Annotated in this window: 19 protein-coding genes and 1 pseudogene; 16 read left to right on the forward strand and 4 right to left on the reverse strand. The window is 71.3% G+C overall.

The window, feature by feature from the left end; translation table 11 throughout:
• Positions 1–187: 187 nt before the first annotated feature.
• Positions 188–994 (forward strand): class I SAM-dependent methyltransferase, encoded by an 807-nt coding sequence (locus B9S61_RS06720; RefSeq protein WP_219819898.1) that lies wholly within the window; start codon positions 188–190, stop codon positions 992–994.
• Positions 991–1,740, forward strand: coding sequence for a TVP38/TMEM64 family protein (locus B9S61_RS06725; protein ID WP_103541420.1), 750 nt, complete (start codon positions 991–993; stop codon positions 1,738–1,740). The genes B9S61_RS06720 and B9S61_RS06725 overlap by 4 nt, the downstream gene beginning before the upstream one ends.
• On the opposite strand, the gene B9S61_RS06730 is transcribed toward B9S61_RS06725, so the two are convergent.
• Positions 1,715–2,329, reverse strand: coding sequence for a CDP-alcohol phosphatidyltransferase family protein (locus B9S61_RS06730; protein ID WP_103541421.1), 615 nt, complete (start codon positions 2,327–2,329; stop codon positions 1,715–1,717). The two genes, B9S61_RS06725 and B9S61_RS06730, sit on opposite strands and share 26 nt — an antisense overlap.
• A gap of 151 nt (positions 2,330–2,480) precedes the next feature.
• On the opposite strand from B9S61_RS06730, the gene B9S61_RS06735 reads away from it, so the two are divergent.
• The 5 genes from B9S61_RS06735 (at position 2,481) to B9S61_RS06755 (ending at position 7,718) form a co-directional block, all read left to right on the forward strand.
• On the forward strand, positions 2,481–3,746 hold the full coding sequence (locus B9S61_RS06735) for an ABC transporter substrate-binding protein (RefSeq protein ID WP_219819899.1): 1,266 nt from the start codon (positions 2,481–2,483) through the stop codon (positions 3,744–3,746).
• Positions 3,743–4,612, forward strand: coding sequence for an ABC transporter permease (locus B9S61_RS06740; protein WP_181007273.1), 870 nt, complete (start codon positions 3,743–3,745; stop codon positions 4,610–4,612). Before B9S61_RS06735 ends, B9S61_RS06740 begins: the two co-directional genes overlap by 4 nt.
• Positions 4,609–5,451 carry an ABC transporter permease gene (locus B9S61_RS06745; RefSeq protein ID WP_103541423.1) on the forward strand — a complete coding sequence of 281 codons (843 nt, stop codon included), beginning with the start codon at positions 4,609–4,611 and terminating at the stop codon, positions 5,449–5,451. The genes B9S61_RS06740 and B9S61_RS06745 overlap by 4 nt, the downstream gene beginning before the upstream one ends.
• Positions 5,452–5,456: 5 nt before the next feature.
• Positions 5,457–6,521 carry an ABC transporter ATP-binding protein gene (locus B9S61_RS06750; RefSeq protein ID WP_103541424.1) on the forward strand — a complete coding sequence of 355 codons (1,065 nt, stop codon included), beginning with the start codon at positions 5,457–5,459 and terminating at the stop codon, positions 6,519–6,521.
• Positions 6,522–6,638: 117 nt separating this feature from the next.
• Positions 6,639–7,718, forward strand: a complete 1,080-nt coding sequence (locus B9S61_RS06755) for a methyltransferase domain-containing protein (RefSeq protein WP_103541425.1) — start codon at positions 6,639–6,641, stop codon at positions 7,716–7,718.
• A gap of 62 nt (positions 7,719–7,780) precedes the next feature.
• On the opposite strand, the gene B9S61_RS06760 is transcribed toward B9S61_RS06755, so the two are convergent.
• Positions 7,781–8,092, reverse strand: coding sequence for an anti-sigma factor (locus B9S61_RS06760; RefSeq protein WP_103541426.1), 312 nt, complete (start codon positions 8,090–8,092; stop codon positions 7,781–7,783).
• Positions 8,093–8,258: 166 nt separating this feature from the next.
• Between B9S61_RS06760 and B9S61_RS06765 the strand changes: the two genes are divergently transcribed.
• Together B9S61_RS06765 and B9S61_RS06770 are read left to right on the forward strand one after the other, a co-directional pair.
• Positions 8,259–8,816: an RNA polymerase sigma factor gene (locus B9S61_RS06765; protein ID WP_103541436.1), complete on the forward strand. Its 558-nt coding sequence runs from the start codon at positions 8,259–8,261 to the stop codon at positions 8,814–8,816.
• A 41-nt stretch (positions 8,817–8,857) separates the two neighbouring features.
• Positions 8,858–9,136 carry an anti-sigma factor gene (locus B9S61_RS06770; RefSeq protein WP_103541427.1) on the forward strand — a complete coding sequence of 93 codons (279 nt, stop codon included), beginning with the start codon at positions 8,858–8,860 and terminating at the stop codon, positions 9,134–9,136.
• A 27-nt stretch (positions 9,137–9,163) separates the two neighbouring features.
• Here the strand turns inward: B9S61_RS06770 and B9S61_RS40290 are convergent, their stop codons facing one another.
• A complete protein-coding gene (locus tag B9S61_RS40290) occupies positions 9,164–9,406 on the reverse strand; it encodes a hypothetical protein (RefSeq protein ID WP_146064737.1) in 243 nt (80 codons plus the stop codon).
• Here B9S61_RS40290 and B9S61_RS06775 point away from each other — a divergent pair.
• The 4 genes and pseudogenes from B9S61_RS06775 to B9S61_RS06795 all read left to right on the forward strand — a co-directional run bounded on the left by B9S61_RS06775 (position 9,336) and on the right by B9S61_RS06795 (position 14,451).
• On the forward strand, positions 9,336–9,842 hold the full coding sequence (locus B9S61_RS06775) for a haloacid dehalogenase type II (protein ID WP_258039576.1): 507 nt from the start codon (positions 9,336–9,338) through the stop codon (positions 9,840–9,842). The two genes, B9S61_RS40290 and B9S61_RS06775, sit on opposite strands and share 71 nt — an antisense overlap.
• A 399-nt stretch (positions 9,843–10,241) precedes the next feature.
• Positions 10,242–12,092, forward strand: coding sequence for a glycoside hydrolase family 15 protein (locus tag B9S61_RS06785; RefSeq protein ID WP_103541428.1), 1,851 nt, complete (start codon positions 10,242–10,244; stop codon positions 12,090–12,092).
• Positions 12,093–12,266: 174 nt separating this feature from the next.
• Positions 12,267–12,362: pseudogene (locus tag B9S61_RS43405) on the forward strand (hypothetical protein); the annotation flags it as partial.
• Positions 12,363–12,423: 61 nt separating this feature from the next.
• Positions 12,424–14,451 (forward strand): DEAD/DEAH box helicase, encoded by a 2,028-nt coding sequence (locus B9S61_RS06795; RefSeq protein ID WP_103541429.1) that lies wholly within the window; start codon positions 12,424–12,426, stop codon positions 14,449–14,451.
• A 329-nt stretch (positions 14,452–14,780) separates the two neighbouring features.
• Here B9S61_RS06795 and B9S61_RS06800 read toward each other — a convergent pair whose 3' ends face one another.
• Positions 14,781–15,263 carry a hypothetical protein gene (locus tag B9S61_RS06800; RefSeq protein WP_103541430.1) on the reverse strand — a complete coding sequence of 161 codons (483 nt, stop codon included), beginning with the start codon at positions 15,261–15,263 and terminating at the stop codon, positions 14,781–14,783.
• A gap of 603 nt (positions 15,264–15,866) precedes the next feature.
• On the opposite strand from B9S61_RS06800, the gene B9S61_RS06810 reads away from it, so the two are divergent.
• The 3 genes from B9S61_RS06810 (at position 15,867) to B9S61_RS06820 (ending at position 19,646) form a co-directional block, all read left to right on the forward strand.
• Positions 15,867–17,450: a S8 family peptidase gene (locus B9S61_RS06810; protein ID WP_103541431.1), complete on the forward strand. Its 1,584-nt coding sequence runs from the start codon at positions 15,867–15,869 to the stop codon at positions 17,448–17,450.
• A gap of 90 nt (positions 17,451–17,540) precedes the next feature.
• Positions 17,541–18,746: a DUF4190 domain-containing protein gene (locus B9S61_RS06815; RefSeq protein ID WP_374936190.1), complete on the forward strand. Its 1,206-nt coding sequence runs from the start codon at positions 17,541–17,543 to the stop codon at positions 18,744–18,746.
• Between the two features lie 147 nt (positions 18,747–18,893).
• The gene (locus B9S61_RS06820) at positions 18,894–19,646 is read left to right on the forward strand and encodes a GntR family transcriptional regulator (protein ID WP_103541433.1); all 753 of its coding nucleotides are present in this window, start codon (positions 18,894–18,896) and stop codon (positions 19,644–19,646) included.
• Positions 19,647–19,754: the final 108 nt, after the last annotated feature.

The raw sequence follows: 19,754 nt of genomic DNA on the forward strand, positions 1-19,754 counted from the left end.
CGGCGCGGGCGGGGGACGGGAAGGGAACCCGTTGACACAGGCGGTGCCTTCCCTTTTTCGCCCCCACGATCACGGTCACGATGGCCCTCCCGCTTCATCCACGCGCCTGCGGCGTGTCCGAAACGGAATGCGTGACCAGCCCGGCAGGGTTCCCGAGGGGCAAGCACAGGGGGCGCGAGCCGCCTCCATGAGTCACAGGAGGGGCGAGGGCTGGATGGACGAACCGGACTGGCAGCGCTTCATCGCTGCATACCACCAGGAGCACGCCGGCATCACCGAGCAACTGTTCTCCCTGGCCGACACATCTCCCTACGCCTGGCTGGCCGAACCGCTGCGGGCTGTCGAGGGAACGGTCCTCGACCTGGCCTGCGGTTCAGCACCCACCCGTCAGGAGCTGCCGGACGCCGACTGGGTCGGGGTCGACCTTTCGGTCGCGGAACTGGCCGAGGCGGCTCGTCGGGGTCGCGGGCCGTTGGTGCGGGCCGCAGCGGACGCGCTCCCGGCTGCCTCGGCGAGCGTGGGGGCGGTCTGCGCGGCCATGTGCCTGCCGGTGGTCACGCCCCTGCCGCAGACGTGGGGAGAGATCCGGCGTGTGTTGCGGCCTGGCGGGACGCTCGCGGCGCTGGTGCCTTCCCAGTCCGGGCTCTCCCCGTCGGGCATGCTGGGCTGGGTCCGGGTGATGGCGGCCCTGCGCGCCGTGCGGCAGCCGTGGCCCAACCCGCAGGCCCGCGACCAACTGGCCTCCCTTCTGCGCGCGGCCGGGTTCCGCGTCCGCAGCGACGAGCGACACGTCTTCGCCCTCGCCATCGACTCGGCCGACGCGGCGGCCCTGCTGGCAGATGCCCTCTACCTGCCCGGCCTCACCGCCCACCGGGCTCAGGCCGCCAAGCGCACCCTCGCGAGATGGGCGGCCCCGGGGCGGCGTCTGGAACTGCCACTGCGTCGCGTCGTGGCCGACCTTTCTACCGACCAGCCGTCACAGGAGACAACATGAACCGCCCGGCAACCGGTCTGCCCGCGACCGAGCTTCCACCGTCCGCCACGGACCCGGACGAGGTGGGGCAGAGGCCGGCGCGTGCGGCGTGGATACGGCTGGCCTTCCTCGTGGTGGTGCTCCTGGCGCTCGGCTCCTGGGTGGCGTTGGGGGGCGGAGACCTGTTGCGTGATGTGCGCCAGTGGGTTGACTCGCTCGGGATGTGGGGGCCGGTCGTCTTCGCGGTCATCTACGCCCTGGCGGTGACGGCCCTGCTGCCCGGCTCCGTACTGACCGCCTCGGCCGGCGTGCTGTTCGGGCTTCCGGTGGGGGCCGGCGCGGTGCTCGTGGGAGCGACGGCGGGCGCGGCTCTCTCCTTCGGACTGGCACGCTGGCTGGGGCGTCCGGTGGTCGCCCGGTACGCGGGCTCGGGGCGGCTGGCCCGGCTGGACGCCTTTCTGACACGCCGGGGCTTCGTGGCCGTCCTCCTCGTGCGGCTGGTGCCGCTGTTTCCCTTCTCGGTGATCAACTACGGGGCCGGGGTGGCCGGTGTCCGCTTCTCCTCCTACGTCACAGCCACGGCCCTGGGCATCATCCCGGGCACCCTCGTCTACACCGGGCTCGGCGGATCCCTGGGCGACCCCGGCTCTCCGGGGCTGTGGATCGCGCTGGGCGCTCTGCTCGTGCTGAGCGCGGGCGGCTGGTGGGCGGCACGGGTGATCCGCTCCCGCGGTGCGGAGGTCAGCGCAGCTGCCGATAGCCGGTGACGACGCGGTGGGCCGCGGTGACAGCGACCACCGCGGCCCAGACCCAGGCGATCGTGTGGGCGAAGCCGGGCAGCAGGCACCACAGCGTGTGTACGGCGATGGTCTCGCCGCCTTCGGCAAGGCCGCCCAGAAAGTTCAGCGACCGGCCTCCCGACCGGCGGCCGTCACCGCGGCGCCCGGTACGTTCGGCGATGGAGGAGAAGGCCAGGAAGACAGTGCCGTTGACGTAGTAGGCGAGCAGGACGAGCAGGAACGGCAGTGCCGGACCGCCCACGCCGACGGCGACGCCGACGACGAACGCTCCGTAGACGAGGAAGTCGGCACTGATGTCGAGGAAGCCACCCGCTCCACTGCCCGCCGTGCCGCGGCGACGGGCCAGCGGCCCGTCCAGGCCGTCGGCGAGCCGGGACAGCAGCCACAGCACCGCAGCGGCCGACCACCAGCCGGCCGCTGCGGAACCAGCCGAGGCAAGACCCGTCAGCATGCCGAGCGCAGTCAGACGATGGGGCGTGACAGCGGGGCGGTCCAGCATCGCGGCAGCACGGTCCAGCGGACCGCTCAGTGCCGCCCTCGCCCGCACGTCCAGCATCGCTTGTCTCCTTCCGCCACACCGGCACGGTACCGGCGGACACACAAAGGGAAGCCTGCGAGCACCCGACCGTGTTCCGTTTCCGCGCAACGGATGTTCGCAGGATCGTCGCGCGGGAAACCACGAAGGACCAGCCGAAGGGGCAGCGCACATGCGGATACGGATGCGGCACAGCGGGCGGCGCGTCAAAAGAGCCACGGTTCTGGCCGCAGGGGCCGCCGTGGCCGGGCTGCTGACGGCCGCCTGCTCCAGCCCCGGCACCACGGGGGCCGAGCCGCCCGCGAAGGACTGGGCCCAGCTGCGCGCCGACGCGAAAGGCCAGAGCGTCAACCTGTTCATGTACGGCGGCGACAAGGGAGCCAACTCCTACGTCGACGACGAAGTCGCCCCGGCGGCGAAGAAGCTGGGCATCACGGTCAGGCGCGTCCCCGTCGCCGACACCCAGGACGCCGTGCAGAAGATCCTCGGCGATCAGCGGGCCGGCAAGGACAGCGGCGGTGCGGTGGACCTGGTGTGGGTCAACGGAGAGAACTTCCGCACCGGAAAGCAGGCGGACCTGTGGCTGTGCGGATACACCGGCCTGATGCCGAACCAGAAGTATCTGGACAGTACCGACCCCACCCTCACCCAGGACTTCGGCACCCCGGTCGACGACTGCGAAACGCCCTGGAGCCGGGCCCAGTTCGCGTTCGTCTACGACTCGGCCAAGCTCGCCGATCCGCCCCGGAGCACGGCCGCCCTGACCGAGTGGATCAAGCAGAACCCCGGTCGCTTCACCTACCCGGCACCGCCCGACTTCACCGGCTCGGCCTTCGTACGGCAGATCCTCCTCGCCCGCGCCCAGGATGAGCCCGTCCCCCCTGCCTACAGCAAGAAGGCGTACGAAACCGTCGCCCCCGGCCTGTGGAAGGACCTGAACGCGCTGAAGCCCGCCCTGTGGCGGCAGGGTGCCACCTACCCGAAGGACCAGGCTGCACTGAACGACCTCTTCGCCAACGGCGAGGTCGACATGACGATGACCTACGGCCCCGCAGAGGTCCCGGCCCTCGTCGACAAGGGCCAGTTCCCGCCGAGCACACGGGTGTTCGTGCCCGAGGACGGAACCCTGGGCAACACCAGCTATCTCGCGGTGCCCAAGAACGCCGCCCACCGTGAGGCGGCGCTCGTGCTGTCCGACCTGATGCTCTCGCCCGAGCTGCAGTACGCCAAGGCCCGGCCGGGCGGCTGGGGCGCCTACACGGTGCTGGACCAGGAACGGCTGCCCGAGCAGTGGCGAGAGAAGTTCGCCTCGCTGACAACGCCGGAGACGACACTTCCGATCGAGGAACTCTCGCGAAACGCCCGCCCCGAACTGAGCGGTGACTGGGTGGGGCCGCTGGACAAGGGCTGGAAGCAGGAAGTCGCTTCCGCCCCGTGACCGTACCGATGCCGCCGCGATGGCGGGGCCTGCTGCTGACGGCTCCGGCCCTGGCCGTCGTCGCCTTCGCCGGCGGTGCCCTGCTGCTCGCAGCCCGCGGCAGCATTGCCGATGGCCTGGGCCGGGGCTGGAGCCTCTCCGCCTATGCGGGGCTCCTGCAAGACCCGGCCTTCGCCGATTCCCTGCTGCTCAGCCTGAAGATCGCGACGCTCAGCACCGTGGCGTCGGCTGCGCTGGCACTGGCCGTGGTGGGTGCGGTGAGTGGCTCCCGCCGCGGCCGGGCCGCCCTGGAGACCGCCGCCCGCGCCACGCTCGCCGTCCCGCACCTGCTCGCCGCCGCGGCGTTCGCACTGCTGCTCTCCGGGTCGGGAATCATCTCCCGGCTCACCCACGCCGCGGGATGGACCGACGGGCCCGCGGACTTCCCCGCACTCGTCGCCGGCTCCACCCCCAGCGCCGTTCTGCTCACCTACGTATGGAAAGAGGCCCCCTTCGTCACGATCATGCTGCTGGCCGCCTACACCCCCGCCGTACGCGACCTGGAGAACGCGATACGCACCCTGGGGGCGGGACGGCTGCGCCGACTGAGGCACGTCACCCTGCCGCTGCTCGCCCCGGCGCTCACCGAGGCGTGCCTGCTGGTCTTCGCGTTCACCTTCGCCGCCTACGAAACTCCAGCGCTGCTGGGAGCGACCGTCCCGCGTGCCTTGCCCGTAGAGGCCGTCGAGCTCTACCGCTCGGTGGAACTCGCCGACCGGCCCGCCGCCCTGGCCCTCGCCGTCGTGATCGGCATGGTGATCGCCCTCGCGGCCCTCGCCGCCGCGGCGATCTCCCGCCGGCTGCTCCTGGCAAGGACCGGACCATGAGGCGGGCCCTGCACAGCGCCGGATTCGCGCTGCTCACCGTCTGGATCGCAGCGCCCTTGCTGCCCCTGCTGATCTGGGCCTTCGCCGGGCGGTGGGTGTATCCCGCACTCGTCCCCCAGGACTTCACCCTCCGCGCGTGGGACCAGGCCGCCGCCCCCCAGCAGCAGGTGATCGCCGCGACCGGCACCTCGCTGGGACTCGCGCTGACCACCGCCGTGACCGCCACCGTGCTCGGGGCGCTGGCCGCGCGGGGCCTGGTCCTGTACCGCCCACCGGCTGCGGGACTGGTGCGTCTGCTGCTGCTCGCCCCCGTTCTGGTGCCCCCGTTCGCGCTGGCGGTCGGCGTCCAGGAAGTGTTCGTCCGGGCCGGACTGTCCGACCAGCCGGCCGGGGTCGCCCTCGTTCATCTGGTGCCCGCCCTGCCCTACACCGTCCTCGTCATGATCGGCGGCTACGCCACCTACGACGTGCGCATGGAGCAGACCGCCCGCACCCTCGGCGCGTCCCGAAGCGCCGTTCTCCGCCACGTCACCCTGCCCGCACTCGCCCCGGCCCTGCTGGCTTCGGCGACCCTGGCCTTCCTCGTCTCCTGGAGTGAGTACCTGATGACCGTGCTGGTCGGGGGCGGGGTCGTCACCACACTGCCGCTCTTGCTGTTCTCCACGGCCGCGGGCAGCGGGAACCAGGCCCTGACCGCCGTACTGGGCATCCTCACCGTCGCCCCACCCATCCTCCTTTTCGGCGTGGGTGCGGCACTGCTGCGACGTCACCGGGCAGCCTGGGCCGACGCCGAACCTGCTTCTTCCTCTTCCTCCGCCGCACCGGGAATCGAGCGCTGACCGTCATGCCCTTCTTGTCCTCCACTTCCGCCCCCGGCCTGCGCCTGGAGCGGATCACCGTCACCTATCCGGGGCACCGCGAGCCCGTCCTGGACGGACTCGACCTCGATGTGGACGACGGCCGGCTGCTGGCCCTGCTCGGCCCCTCCGGCTGCGGCAAGACCACCACCGTGCAGGTCGCCTCCGGACTCCTCACCCCCGGCCGGGGCGCCGTATACCTCCGTGGCACCGAGGTGACCCGGGTCCCGCCGGAACACCGCGGTGCCGCGGTGGTCTTCCAGCAGCCCATGCTGCTGCCGCACCGCACGGCGCTGGACAACGTGGCCTTCCCCGCCCGCATGCGGGGCCGCTCCCACCGCGACGCCCGCACCAGCGCCCTCGCACACCTGGAGCGCGTCGGCCTCGACGCACTCGCGGACCGCTACCCCCGCCAGCTCTCCGGGGGCCAGGCCCAGCGCGTCGCCCTCGCCCGGGCACTGGCCGCCGAACCGGCGGTGCTGCTCCTCGACGAACCGTTCAGCGCCCTTGACCCGAGCCTGCGGCACACCATGCGCGACCTGCTCACCACGGTCCAGCGAGAGCTCGCGGTGACCACCGTGCTGGTCACCCACGACCAGACGGAGGCCGCTGCCGTCGCCGACACCGTCGCCCTGCTCGACCGGGGCGGTCTCCTGCAGCAGGCGCAGCCCGCCGACCTCTATGCCCGCCCGGCCTCCCTGGCCGTGGCCCGCTTCCTCGGCTGCCCCACCGCGCTCCCCGGCCACGTCACGCCGCAAGGACGTTTCGCATGTCCTCTGGGAGAACTGGACCTGCCCGACGCCGTCGCCCACCGCGGCCCCGGCCACCTGGTGATCCGCCCCGAGGCCGTCCAGCTCGGCACCGGCCCGGACACCGTGGCCGCCGTGGTGCACAGCGTGCGCCCGGAAGGCGCCTTCACCGCTCTTGTCGCCGACACGGCCGCAGGCCCCGTACACGTACTTCTTCCGCCCGGCAGGCCACCTGCCCCGTCGGAGCATGTCCGGCTGCACCTGCCCGTCGCGCATCGCTGGGTGGTGCCGCGAGCGGGCTGAGCGCTGTTCCGGTCGTGCTCCGGCAGAGAGGGAATGACGACGGCCGCGCAGCGGGTTTCCGTCGCGGCCCGGCGAAGCACCGACTCGCGCACGGCAACTGACTCATCAGGGAGAGACATGGCGACGACCGATGTATCCACAGACCAGCAGGCAGCCGAGGCGTCCGTTGCGCAATCGGTCAGGGACTACTACGGGAAGGTCCTCGCCTCCTCCGCCGACCTGAAGACAACGGCCTGCTGTACGGACGTGGCACCGCCGCCCCATATCGCCGCGGCGCTCGCCGAGGTCCACGACGAGGTCATGGAGCGCTTCTACGGCTGCGGTTCACCCATCCCGCCCGCTCCGGAAGGAGCCACCGTGCTCGATCTGGGCTCCGGCAGTGGCCGGGACGTCTACGTGCTCTCCCAACTGGTCGGCCCCACGGGCCGTGTGATCGGCGTCGACATGACCGAGGAACAACTCGCCGTCGCCCGCCGCCACCAGGACTGGCACGCCGAACGGTTCGGCCACGCCAACACCGACTTCCGGCACGGCTACATCGAGGACCTGGCCGGGGCAGGAATCCCGGACGCCTCCGTGGACGTCGTGGTCTCCAACTGCGTGGTGAACCTCTCCCCGGACAAGCCGCGCGTCCTGTCCGAGATCTTCCGCGTCCTCAAACCCGGCGGTGAGCTGTACTTCTCCGACATCTTCTCCGACCGGCGCCTGCCCACCTCACTGCTCGACGACCCGGTCCTGGTCGGCGAATGCCTCGCAGGCGCCCTGTACACGGAGGACTTCCGCCGTGCCCTGGAACGCGCCGGCTGCCCTGACGCCCGTACCGTGGCTGCCTCCCCGGTGACGATCAGTGACCCGGACATCGAGCGGAAGATCGGCTTCGCCACCTTCACCTCCCGCACCATCCGCGCCTTCAAGCTCCCGCTGGAGGACCGCTGCGAGGACTACGGCCAGGTCGCCGTCTACCACGGCACCATCGCCGAGCACCCGCACGCCTTCGATCTCGACGACCACCACCGCTTCCACACCGGCAAACCGGCGCTCGTCTGCGGCAACACCGCCGACATGCTTGCCGCCACCCGCTACGCCGCCCACTTCACCGTCACCGGTGACAAGAGCCAGCACTTCGGCCTGTTCCCCTGCACCCCCGCAGAGGGAGCAGCCGCGCCGGGCCCGGGCGCCGCGCCCGGCTGCTGCTGACCAGCCTGCCCGCGGGCGGGCCGGGGCTGACCGCGGTCCGACGGGCTGGGGACCGGCGGGCGTCAACCGCTGGGCCGGTCCCGGCCCGTCGGCGCGCTGAGGTCTTGAGCGAAGCGCCGCACCCGGGCCGACGCGAGGGAAGGGGGCGTCCGCTGGGGACTGTGCCGGAGCGACGCCTTGATCAGCCGCAGAAGCTGCAGACTGCCGCTGCAGGCCCAGCAGCAGGCGATGTGAGCAGCCACCTGCATACGGTGCGCACCGGTGAGCTGCCCGTCGGCGTACGCCTCCACCTCGCCGCGCAGCCGCATATGCCGGATCTTCTCCCGGCACTCGGCCCACACTCGCCCTGGCCCGGGAACGCGCTGCTTCTTCATGCAGCGGAAACCCCTCCAGTCGTACGCGGCATTCCAGCCTGTGCAGGGCTCCTCGCCCGGCCATGCGGTCCGTAGCGGCCTCGGAGCGGATCGCAGACCACAAGAAGAAGGAAGAAGATGGAATGCTGATCCAGGTAGAAGGGGTTTCCACCGTGTGGAAGACGAAGTGACAGCGCCACCGGACTCTGCGGACCCGCGGGGTCAGGCGTTCGCCGCCTATGTGCTGCCGGAGGTGGAGGTGCTGCTGCGGGTGGCGATGACGCTGACCGCGCAGCCGGCAGACGCAGAGGATCTCGTGCAGGACACCTTGCTGCGCGCCTACCGGGCCATCGACGGTTTCGACGGGAAACATCGGCGCGCGTGGCTGCTGACGATCATGCGGCGGGCGGAGATCAACCGGCACCGCCGCCGCCGTCCGCACCTCCTGGACGATCCGGACGCCGATCTGGACCGGCTCAGCTCCACGGGCCCGAGCGGATCGGCGGAAGAGATCGTGGTGGGTGAGGCGTTCGACGAGGTGGTGGACGAGGCCCTGTGCGCGCTGCCGGACAAGCACCGTCAGGTGGTGCAGCTGGTGGACATCGACGGCCTCACCTACGCGGAGGCCGCCCACCTGCTGGATGTCCCCGAGGGGACCGTGATGAGCCGGCTGCACCGGGCGCGCAAACGGATACGGGCGCGACTGGCCACAGCAGGACTGGCGCCGAAGCGAGGTGTGATGTGAACAAGCGTCCATGGTGGCGGCGTGCAGCGGCGGAGCGCCGGATGAACTGCCTGCAGGTCGGGCGCGTGCTGCAGTCCTACCTCGATGGCGAAACGGACGAGGTCACCGCACGCCGGGTCGCGGCCCATCTGGAGGACTGTCGGCGCTGCGGCCTGGAGGCGTCCGTCTACCGGGAGCTCCACGATGCGCTGGCCCGCCGGGCGGAACCGGACGGTGGAGCGGTGGAGCGGCTGCGGGCATTCGGCGCTTCGCTCATGAGCGACCCGCCGGCCGGGGACGACGACGCGGAACATGGCACGACGCCCCCGGCGGGCGCCTAGAGATCCCTCTTCGCGGAGAGGGAGATCTCAGAGAAGCCAGCTGAGCAGGCCCAGGCCGCCACCGTAGTAGCCCCCGTACGGGTACGCGCTGTGCCCGTCACAGTCGCGGTCGTAGCGGTCTTGGCCCCGGTGGTCCGAGGTCACCGCAGCGGCCGAAGCCCCATGCTGCGGGGCAGCGGACGAGGTGCCGGGCGCGCCGATGACGGCGCCGGCGGCCAGCAGGGTGGCGGCGGTGCCGAGGGTGGCCCGGAGCAGAAGACGGTTTCGCATAATCGAACAAGCGGCCGTACATGTGGTGGACGGGCTCTCGCACCGGGAGGTGCATCCTGATGTTCCGGACGGCGTCCGCGCTCTTCGCGAACGGGGGTTCCGACTGGTGACCATGACCAACGGCAGTTCGGACCTTAGCAAGCGGCTCCTCGGCCGAGCCGGGCTAGCGGACTGCTTTGAGAGCCATCTGGACGCGAGCGGGCCACAGCGCTGGAAACCGGCCCAGGCCGCCTACCAGTACGTCGTGGAGCAGGTCGGCGTACGTCTGGATGAGGCGGTGCTGGTGGCAGTGCACCCGTGGGATGTGGACGGTGCGCAGCGTGCTGGGCTCGGCGGCGCATGGCTGCGGCGGGACGCAGCGGATTACCCGCAGGTCATGCTGCCTCCCACCTACACGGTAGGCAATCTCCGTGAACTTGCGGAAACCCTCGCATAGGCCCGCCCCAGACCCGTTGTTCGCCTCCGGTGTGGAGCGCGTTTTCCGTCCCCACGGCCTGGAAACGGCGTGCTCCTGAGCCGCCGGGCGTCAATGGAAGCCTGTTTGGCACGAAGCGGGTTCCCCCAGCGTCGGATGACGGATTTCCGGCTCTGGGAAATGGAGAATGAGTACACAGAGTTCGCGGTGGGGTCGGCACTGCTTGCCGGCCATGCGACCTACGGCGTGGTGGCCGCCCTGGTCTGCGTGGCAGTCCTGTAGACACTGCCCATGACGTCGAGGTCACAGGGATGTTGCCATGAGTGCTGAGGAGTTTCCGCCCGAGGGGCGGCTCGGTGCGCGCGGGTATGCCGTTTCCGTCAGCGGTGTTGTCCGGTCCGAATGGAGGGTGGCTGAGTGATGTCCTCGCGGATCGCCGATTACGGAATGCTGGCCGACGGGAGCTCCGCCGCCCTTCTCGATCGCTGCGGGTCCATCGACTGGATGTGTGTGCCGCGCTTCGACAGTCCCGCGCTGTTCGCACGGCTGCTCGACCCCGAGGCCGGGCACTGGTCGATCACACCAGTCGGCCGATTCGAGGCGACGCGCCGTTACCTGCCGGGCACGCTGGTCATCGAGACGACGTTCACCACCGCGTCCGGCGTGGCGCGGCTGCGCGACGCCCTCGCGGTTCCCGAGGGGCAGCGCGGCCACGAGCTGGGCATGTCGCCGCCGCACGAGCTGCTGCGCGAGATCGAGGGGGTGAGTGGCGATGTCGCGTTCGACGTGGAGCTGGTGCCCCGTCCCGAATACGGTCTGGTACGGCCGCTGTTGCGGCTCACGGACGGTGGGATGCGCACGTTCGGTGGGCCGAACCAGATCGCCGTGCGCTCCCCCGTTCCGCTGGAGTCCGGCGAGGCATGCGTACGGGCGAAACTGCGCGTGGCGGCTGGGCGGCGCTTCGGCTTCTCCCTGGTGTGGGCGCCCCCGGAAGTGGCGCCGCCCGAACCGACCACTCCGGAGCGGGTGGCGGAGCGGATTGACGACACCGTCGAGGCGTGGCGGTCCTGGGAAGCCGAGCACGACATCTACCAGGGCCCGCACCGCGACCTGGTGCTGCTGTCGTCCCGGGTCCTCAAGGGGCTCACCTATCGTCCGACCGGCGCCATCGTGGCCGCGCCGACGACCTCACTGCCGGAGGCGGTGGGAGGGACGCGCAACTGGGACTACCGCTACGCCTGGATCCGCGACGCCAGCCTGACTCTGGAAGCCCTCTACCACGGGTCATGCCCGGACGAGGCGGCCGATTTTGTCTCCTTCATGACCAGCTCTGCCGGTGGGACCTCCGGGGCGGACTCGTCCCTGCAGATCATGTACGGCGTCGGCGGCGAGCACGACCTGAGCGAACGCCAGCTGCCGCACCTGCGCGGATGGCGGGACTCCCGCCCGGTCAGAGTCGGCAACCAGGCATGGGCGCAGACCCAGCTCGACGTCTACGGCGAACTGCTGAACGCCCTGCACCTCTACCAGGAGCGGCTCGGCGACCTGCATCCGGAGATCCAGCGCTTCGCCGCCGGACTGGCGGACACGGCGGTGCGCCGCTGGCAGGAGCCCGACGCCGGCATGTGGGAGATGCGCGGGGAACCGCGCCATCACCTGTCGTCCAAGGTGCTGTGCTGGGTGGCGCTGGACCGCGCGGTGAAACTCGCGCCCCGCCTGGGCGGGCACGCGCGTCCTCAAGCCTGGGCAGCCGAGCGGGACCGCATCCACGCGGCGGTGCTCGAACGCGGCTGGAGCGAGCGACGCGGCGCCTACACCCAGGCGTTCGACTCCGACGAACTCGACGCCGCCGCCCTGCTCATGCCGCTCTACGGCTTCCTGCCCGCCACCGACGCACGCATGAACGCGACCATCGAGGCGATCGCCCGCGATCTCACCGATGACGGGCTGGTGCTGCGCTACCGGCTGACCGACGACCGCAACCTCGACGGACTCGAAGGCAGCGAGGGCACCTTCGTGCTCTGCTCGTTCTGGCTCGCCGCCGCCCTCGCCCAGGCCGGCCGGCCGGACCGCGCGCAGGCCCTTTTCGACCGCGTCGCCGGTTTCGCCAACGACCTGGGGCTGCTCGCAGAGGAGATCGACCCGCGCACCGGTGAGCTGCTCGGAAACTTCCCGCAGGCGTTCAGCCACATCGGGCTCATCAACGCGGCGGCGGCCATCGACCAGGCCAACGGCGCGCTACCTCGCCACGACGCCGACCCGGCGCACTGAACTCTCTGCCGACCGCATGGGAACGCAGTAGCGCTCTTGCGCCGCTGCACGAGGGACAAGGAAGGGATGGAGCGGGAGTCCCCACGGGGTTCCCGGTATAGGCCGAAGCGGGACGGAAAGTACCTCAGCGAGGAGACGGACATGGCGCAGGAGACTGATGTCGTGGTGATCGGGATGGGCGTGGGCGGTGAGCATGTCGCCGAGCGCCTGGCGGAGGAAGGGCTGGACGTCGTCGGGGTCGAGGCGGAGCTGGTCGGCGGCGAATGCCCGTACTGGGCCTGCATCCCGAGCAAGATGATGATCCGCGGCGGTCACCCGGGAGCTCGACGCCATACCCGTCGCCCGGCTGCAGGACGTCACCGAAGGACGCCTGCGGCTGGGGAACGTCGAGAAGAACGGCCTCGGCACGGTGGGCCGTGTCCTCGAAGCGGGCCCCTACCGGTTGCGGCAGATTCCCGGTGTCGGGCAACGCACCGTCGACCAGATCCTCGCCGCTGCCCGCCGGCTCTCCGAAGCGGTGCACGAGACGGTGGCCGTCCACATCGACGTGGACAGGCCGGAGCCGAGCACCACCGCGCTCGTCATGGCCCTGCACGTACTGGTGGAAGCCGGCCCGGACGCCCGGCGCGCGGTGGACCGAGCCGCGGCCCTGTCGGAACGGCTCGGCCCGTTGCTGGCCGACGCGAGGCTCGCCGCCGGCCGTGTCAGGATGCTGCTGGCCGGCCGGCAGAAGAGGGCATGTGCCGTGACGGCGGTAGCCGAGATCCGCTCACTGGTGGACGAGGCGGAGCAGGCCGGCCTGCCCGAACTGCTCGCCCAGGCCTCGGTGGACCTGCTGCGTGGATCTTCGTCCGACATCGCGGCATGGGTGGACTTCGAGCTCCGCTCCGCGGAGTACTACAGCCTGCTCGCCGAGATCGCCGGGCGGCCGCCGGACACGGCGGCCGCCGAGGGGTTCCTGCCGGAGGAGATCGCCGAGCGGGTACGGACGCAACAGCTCGACGACTCGCACCGGCGGGTCTCCCTGCGCGGTTATCAGGCGTTCGGCGCGCGGTTCGTCCTCGCGCAGCGCAAGGTGGTACTCGGCGACGAGATGGGTCTCGGGAAGACCATCCAGGCGATTGCCGTGCTGGCACACCTGGCCGCCGAGGGGCAGAGCCATTTCATGGTCGTCTGCCCGGCGAGCGTTCTCGTGAACTGGACCCGGGAGATCGAGGCCCGCAGCGCCCTTCGCGTCACGGTGCTCCACGGCCCCGACCGGCACTACGCGTTCGCCGACTGGAAAGGGCGGGGCGGGGTGGGGGTGACCACCTTCGACGCGCTCCGCGGATTTCCGGCGCCCGGCGGCGGCGAGGTCGGACTGCTCGTCGTCGACGAAGCTCACTCCGTGAAGAACCCGAAGACCAAGCGGTCGCAGTCGGTCGCCCTGTGGACGGAGCGTTGTGAGCGCACCCTCTTCATGACCGGAACCCCGATGGAGAACCGGGTCGCGGAGTTCCGCAACCTGGTCCAGATGCTCGACGGAGGGGTGGCGGACTCCCTCGGCGAGCGGGACGCCTTGGCCGGATCGGTCACCTTCCGCAAGGCCGTCGCCCCGGTCTACCTGAGGCGCAACCAGGAAGACGTGCTGACGGAACTCCCGAGTCTTCAGCAGACCGACGAGTGGGAGCAGCTGAGCGCGTCGGACGAGGAGGCGTACCGCGAAGCCGTGCGCGCGGGCAACTTCATGGCGATGCGCAGGGCCGCGTACCTGCGTCCCGAGAAGTCGGCCAAGCTGGACCGGCTCCGCGAGATCGTTCAGGAAGCCGCCGAGAACGGGCAGAAGACAGTACTCTTCTCCCATTTCAAGGACGTGCTGGGCGTGGTGGAGGCGTCCCTCGCGGTGGGTCCCACCGCCGGTACCCCGATGCTCGGTCCGCTCACCGGCAGTATCCCGGCCGGACGGCGGCAGCAGATCGTCGACGACTTCGCCGGGGTCTCAGGGCCGGCGGTGCTCCTGGCGCAGATCCAGGCGGCCGGCGTCGGCCTCAATATGCAGGCTGCGTCCGTCGTCATCATCTGCGAACCACAGATCAAGCCGACCCTCGAACACCAGGCAGTGGCCCGGGCCCACCGCATGGGGCAGGTGCGGCCGGTTCACGTGCACCGCCTTCTCGCCACCGGGGGAGTGGATGAGCGCATGGTGAAGATGCTGGAGAAGAAGACCCGCCTGTTCGATGCCTACGCCCGCCGTAGCGCGGTGGCCGAAGCCACCCCGGACGCGGTCGACGTGTCGGACACCGAGCTGGCTCGCCGGATCGTCGAGGAGGAGCAGGCGCGTCTGGGCATGACGAACGCGAGGCCCCCGACCTCCGGCTGAGGCGCCCGCGAAGCAAGGGGCCGGGGCCGGTTCCCGGTTTCTGTGCCGCCACCGAGCCGGTGGTCTCCCTGGATGCTCACGAGGACCGGGTACGGGCCGCCCGCGCGACCGGGCCCCGCGGCTCCCGCCCGGCCGGGGCGGAGTGGGCGTGAGTCCGAAGGGCCGGTCGTCCCTCGGTCAGAACATGGCGATGGGGTTGACCGGTACGCCGTTGGACGCAAACTCTCCTGTGTGGGCCGAGAGTTGACCCACGTCGCTTCGGCCGGTGTGCGGGCGCCGGAGGGCCTCCTGGGCGTGGGGTCGAGGCGGGTCGTCGGCCGGTACCGAGGTCACGGGAACAGGGGCTCGTACGGCAGGTGATCGTCGTCCGGTGCGCGGGGTACGTGGTCCGGGGCCGTGCGTGCGGCCACGGCGAGCAGGCGAGCGGCAGCCTCCTCCTCGGGGACGGAGGTGAGGCCGAGGGCGTGCAGAAGGTGGTCGCGCTCGGCGTCGAAGTCCGGTTGGTCGTCCCGCAGTTCCGAGCCGAGTTCGCTGATCGTGAGGCCCTTCGCCAGGTCGCGCCAGTAGGGCAGTACGGCGATGAGCGTGAGGGCCTCGACGAGGTCGCCGCCGATCAGCGTGGCCCGGCCCTCCGAGTCGGCGTACAGGACGGGCCTGTCCCCGGACCCGGACTCCCCGCACAGGAAGTACGTGCCGCCGGCGCCGCAGCCGGCTATCGGGTGCAGGGGGATTCCGGTGGGAAGGGTGATGGCGGTGGTCCAGTCGGATCGGGCATGCCGGTCGAGCAGGGTGCGGAACTCGGCGAGACGCATGACCCGATTGCAGCACACGGCCGGGCGCCAGGTCTCGCGACGGAGAGGATCGTGCCAGCCGGCGAACCTCGGCACCGGCTGACGCGCTGCCGTCTGCCTGCGGCGGGACTCGGGTTCGGGTCCGGGTCCGGGTCCGGGGGAGCGTCCGGGTTCGGGTGCGGGTCCGGGGGGTCCGGGTTCGGGTTCGGGTCCGGGTTCGGGGGAGGGGATATTCGAGTCGGTTCTGGTCTCAACCGTCTCAATGGTTCGGCTGGTTGGAGTCTCCCGGGGAAGTAGGCCACTTTCCCCGCGGAACGGCAGGATGTTCCGGCGGTCGGCCGGTGGGCCAGGGTCCCGTCGTGTGTCCTGAGCTGTTGAACGGGGGACGAAGGGGGCTCGTGGGGCGTCTCGGGGGAGGCCGGTTGTCGCGGGTACGGCCCATCACCTCCGCGCGGGGCTCTTGTGCAATTCCTGTGGAACCCTCAATCTTTCGGCTGACGCACGGGATCCGGTCACCAATATTGGCATGATCCTGTCAGTGGCCGGTTTCGCCACCCGCGCCCCGTGCGCCGACCGCACCACCCCCCACAGCACACGCACCACCGACTGAGGAGGAACCCTCACATGGCAGTGATGCGTCACCCCCGGCGAAGACTGGCCACCCTCGGCGCCGCGGCCTCCGCGGCGCTCGTCGCGAGCCTCGTCTCCGCTCTCCCCGCAGGCGCGGCCCCGGCCGCCTCCGAAGGCCGCGTCCAGTACGAGGGCGCCGCGAACGCGGTGGCCGGCAGCTACATCGTGACCCTGAAGGCGGACGAGGCCCGTTCCGGTACCGCCGAGGGCCGGGCCGTCGCCAAGAAGCACGGCGTCGAGATCGAGCGGACCTACACCAAGGCCCTGAACGGCTACGAGGTCGAGGCCTCCGCGGCCGAGGCCAGGCGTCTCGCCGCCGACCCGGCCGTCGCCTCGGTGATCCAGAACCGCACCTTCCACGTCACCGGCACCCAGCCCAACCCGCCCTCCTGGGGCCTGGACCGGATCGACCAGGAGAACCTGCCGCTCGACAACTCGTACACGTACCCGGATTCGGCCGGGGAGGGCGTGACGGCGTACGTCATCGACACGGGTGTCCGTATCACCCACAACGACTTCGGCGGCCGGGCCTCCGACGGCTACGACGCCATCGACAACGACAACACCGCCCAGGACGGCCACGGTCACGGCACCCACGTCGCCGGCACGGTCGCGGGCAGCGCCTACGGAGTGGCGAAGAAGGCGAAGGTCGTCGGCGTCCGGGTGCTGAACAACTCCGGTTCCGGCACCACCGCACAGGTGGTCGCCGGTATCGACTGGGTGGCGCGGAACGCGGTCAAGCCGGCCGTCGCCAACATGTCCCTCGGCGGCGGCGCGGACAGCGCCCTCGACACGGCCGTCCGCAACGCCGTCGCCTCCGGCGTCACCTTCGTCGTCGCGGCCGGCAACGAGTCGACCAACGCCTCCACCAAGTCCCCGGCCCGGGTGGCCGAGGCGATCACCGTCGGTGCGACCACGTCCAGTGACGCCCGCGCCAGCTACTCCAACTACGGTTCCGTACTGGACGTGTTCGCGCCGGGCTCGTCCATCACCTCCGCCTGGCGCACCAGCGACACGGCCACCAACACCATCTCCGGTACGTCCATGGCGAGCCCGCACGTCGCCGGTGCCGCCGCCCTCCACCTGGCCGACAACCCCTCGGCCACCCCCGCCCAGGTCTCCTCCGCGCTGACCTCCGCCGCCACCACCGGCGTCGTCGGCAACCCGGGCAGCGGATCGCCCAACCGCCTGCTGAACGTGGGCGAGGGCGGCACCACCCCGCCTCCTCCGCCCGGTGACCGCTTCGAGAACACCGACGGTGCCACCATCGCCGACAACAGCACCGTCGAGTCCGCGGTGACCGTCTCCGGCGTCTCCGGCAACGCGCCCTCGAACCTGGCCGTCGAGGTGGACATCACCCACAGCTACATCGGCGACCTCCAGGTCCAGTTGATCGCCCCCGACGGCACGGCGTACACGCTGAAGTCGTACGGCACCGGCGGCAGCGCGAACGACATCGACACCACGTACACCGTCGACGCGTCCGCGGAGTCGGCGAACGGCACGTGGAAGCTGCGCGTCAGCGACAACGCGTGGTGGGACAGCGGCCGTCTGAACAGCTGGGCCCTGCAGTTCTGACCTGACTCCGCCCGGAACGCCGGGCAGCACCCTCGCCCCCGGGAAGGCCCCCGGGGGCGAGGCGTGTCACCTCCGCCTACGATGCGCCTCGTGTCCATACCTCCGCCCTACGGGCCACCGCACGCCGGGGGCCCGCAGGACCCTCAGAGTCAGTACCCCGCCGCACCTCCCCGAGGCGCCCACCCGTCACCGGAGTCGCCCTACGGGGGACAGCCCGGTTTCGCGCCGTACGGGCTCTACGGCCCCTACGGTCCGCGTCCGCCGGCCGCCGTCAACGGAGTCGCCATCGCCTCCCTGGTCCTCGGCGTGCTGTGCTTCGTACCGGCGCTCGGGCTGGTTCTGGGGCTGATCGCCCTGCGGCAGATCAAACGGCGCGGCGAGCGCGGCCGGGGGATGGCCGTCGCGGGCTCCCTGCTGTCGTCGCTGGGGCTCGCCCTGTGGACGCTGATGCTCGCCACCGGGGCCGCCGCCGACTTCTGGGAGGGCGTCAAGGACGGGGCGCGTGCCGACAGCATCCTCGCCCTGCGCGCGGGCGACTGCTTCAACTCGCCCGCGGGTCTGGAGGGAGCGGCCGACAGGGCCTCCCAGGTGCCCTGCGACCGGGCGCACGACGGAGAGGTCTTCGCCGTCGTCACCCTGCCCGGCGGCGCCTACCCGGGCGACGGCTCCCTCGGCGACACCGCCGACGAGCGGTGCTACGGCCTCCGGGACGACTACGCCATGGACCGCTGGGCGCTGCCCGCCACCGCGGAGGTGTACTACTTCGTCCCGACCCCGCAGAGCTGGCGTTTCGGCGACCGAGGGATCACCTGTGTCTTCGGCCACCGGGACGGGCGGTCCCGCCTGACCGGCTCGCTGCGCCGGGACGAGACCACGCTCGACACGCACCAGCGGGCCTATCTGGAGGCAGCCCGGGTGCTCAACACCGCCCTGGACAACGCTCCCGGCACCGAGTTCGCCGAGAACGACCTGCCGGGGCACACGGCCTGGGCGGGCGAGGTGGCGGATGCGGTGGCCGAGCAGACCCGGATGCTGCGCGCGCACCGGTGGCCGGCCGGTGCGCGGCAGCCCGTGGGCGAGCTCGCCGACGGACTGGCCGAGGCGGAGAAGGAGTGGGCGAAGGCCGCCGGGGCGCAGGACGCGGACACCTACTACGAGTACTCCGAGCGGGGCGTGGAGCTCCTCGACCCCCGTATGACCGTCACCACACGCAAAGCTCTGGGCCTGGCCGACTCCATGCCCCGCTACGAGGAGCGGAGGGAACGGGAACCGGACAGCGGTGACATGAAGGTGTGACAGGCGCCATAGCGGGGAGAAAGTGCCTGCGTAAAGCCCTCACCGGGCGGATGTCATCACATCGAGTGAATCTCTGGCCTTCACTTGCCTGGGACAACCTACGGTTGCCACGCTGTTGCTGTCTGTACAACCTGATGGGAGCGGCCCGTGACATTCGGTGAGCAGCCGGCGTACCTGCGCGTCGCGGGTGATCTCCGCAAGAAGATCGTCGACGGCCGTCTGCCCCCGCACACCCGGCTCCCCTCGCAGGCGAGGATCCGCGAGGAGTACGGCGTCTCGGACACGGTCGCGCTGGAGGCCCGCAAGGTGCTCATGGCCGAGGGGCTCGTGGAGGGCCGCTCCGGCTCGGGGACGTACGTGCGCGAGCGTCCGGTGCCCCGGCGGGTCGCCCGCTCGGGGTTCCGGCCGGAGCGCGGGGCCACGCCGTTCCGTCAGGAACAGGCCGACCTCGGCGTCCGCGGCACCTGGGAGTCGAGCAGCGAGCAGGCGGACGCCGGTGCCGCCGTCGCCGGCCGGCTCGGTATCGAGCCCGGCGACCGGGTGATGCGCACCAAGTACCTCTTCAGGGAGGCCGGCGAGCCGATGATGCTCTCCACCTCGTGGGAGCCGCTGGCCCTCACCGGCCGGACACCCGTGATGCTGCCCGAGGAGGGCCCGCTCGGCGGCATGGGTGTCGTCGAGCGCATGCGCGCCATCGACGTGCTCGTGGACAACGTCACCGAGGAGGTCGGCGCCCGCCCCGGCCTCGCCGAGGAGCTGGTCCTGCTGGGCGGCGTCCCCGGACACGTCGTCCTGGTCGTCCAGCGCACCTACTTCGCCTCGGGGCGCCCGGTCGAGACCGCCGACGTGGTCATCCCCGCCGACCGCTACCGGGCCGCGTATCACCTGCCGGTGAAGTAGCACCGCCCCGCACCGGTCCGCCTGCCCGGACCGGCCCACGCTGCCCGGACCGGCCCACGCTGCCCGGACCGGCCCACGCTGCCCGCACCGGCCCACGCTGCCCGCACC

The organism is Streptomyces sp. SM1, from assembly GCF_002910825.1.
Taxonomy (GTDB): Bacteria; Actinomycetota; Actinomycetes; order Streptomycetales; family Streptomycetaceae; genus Streptomyces; species Streptomyces okerensis.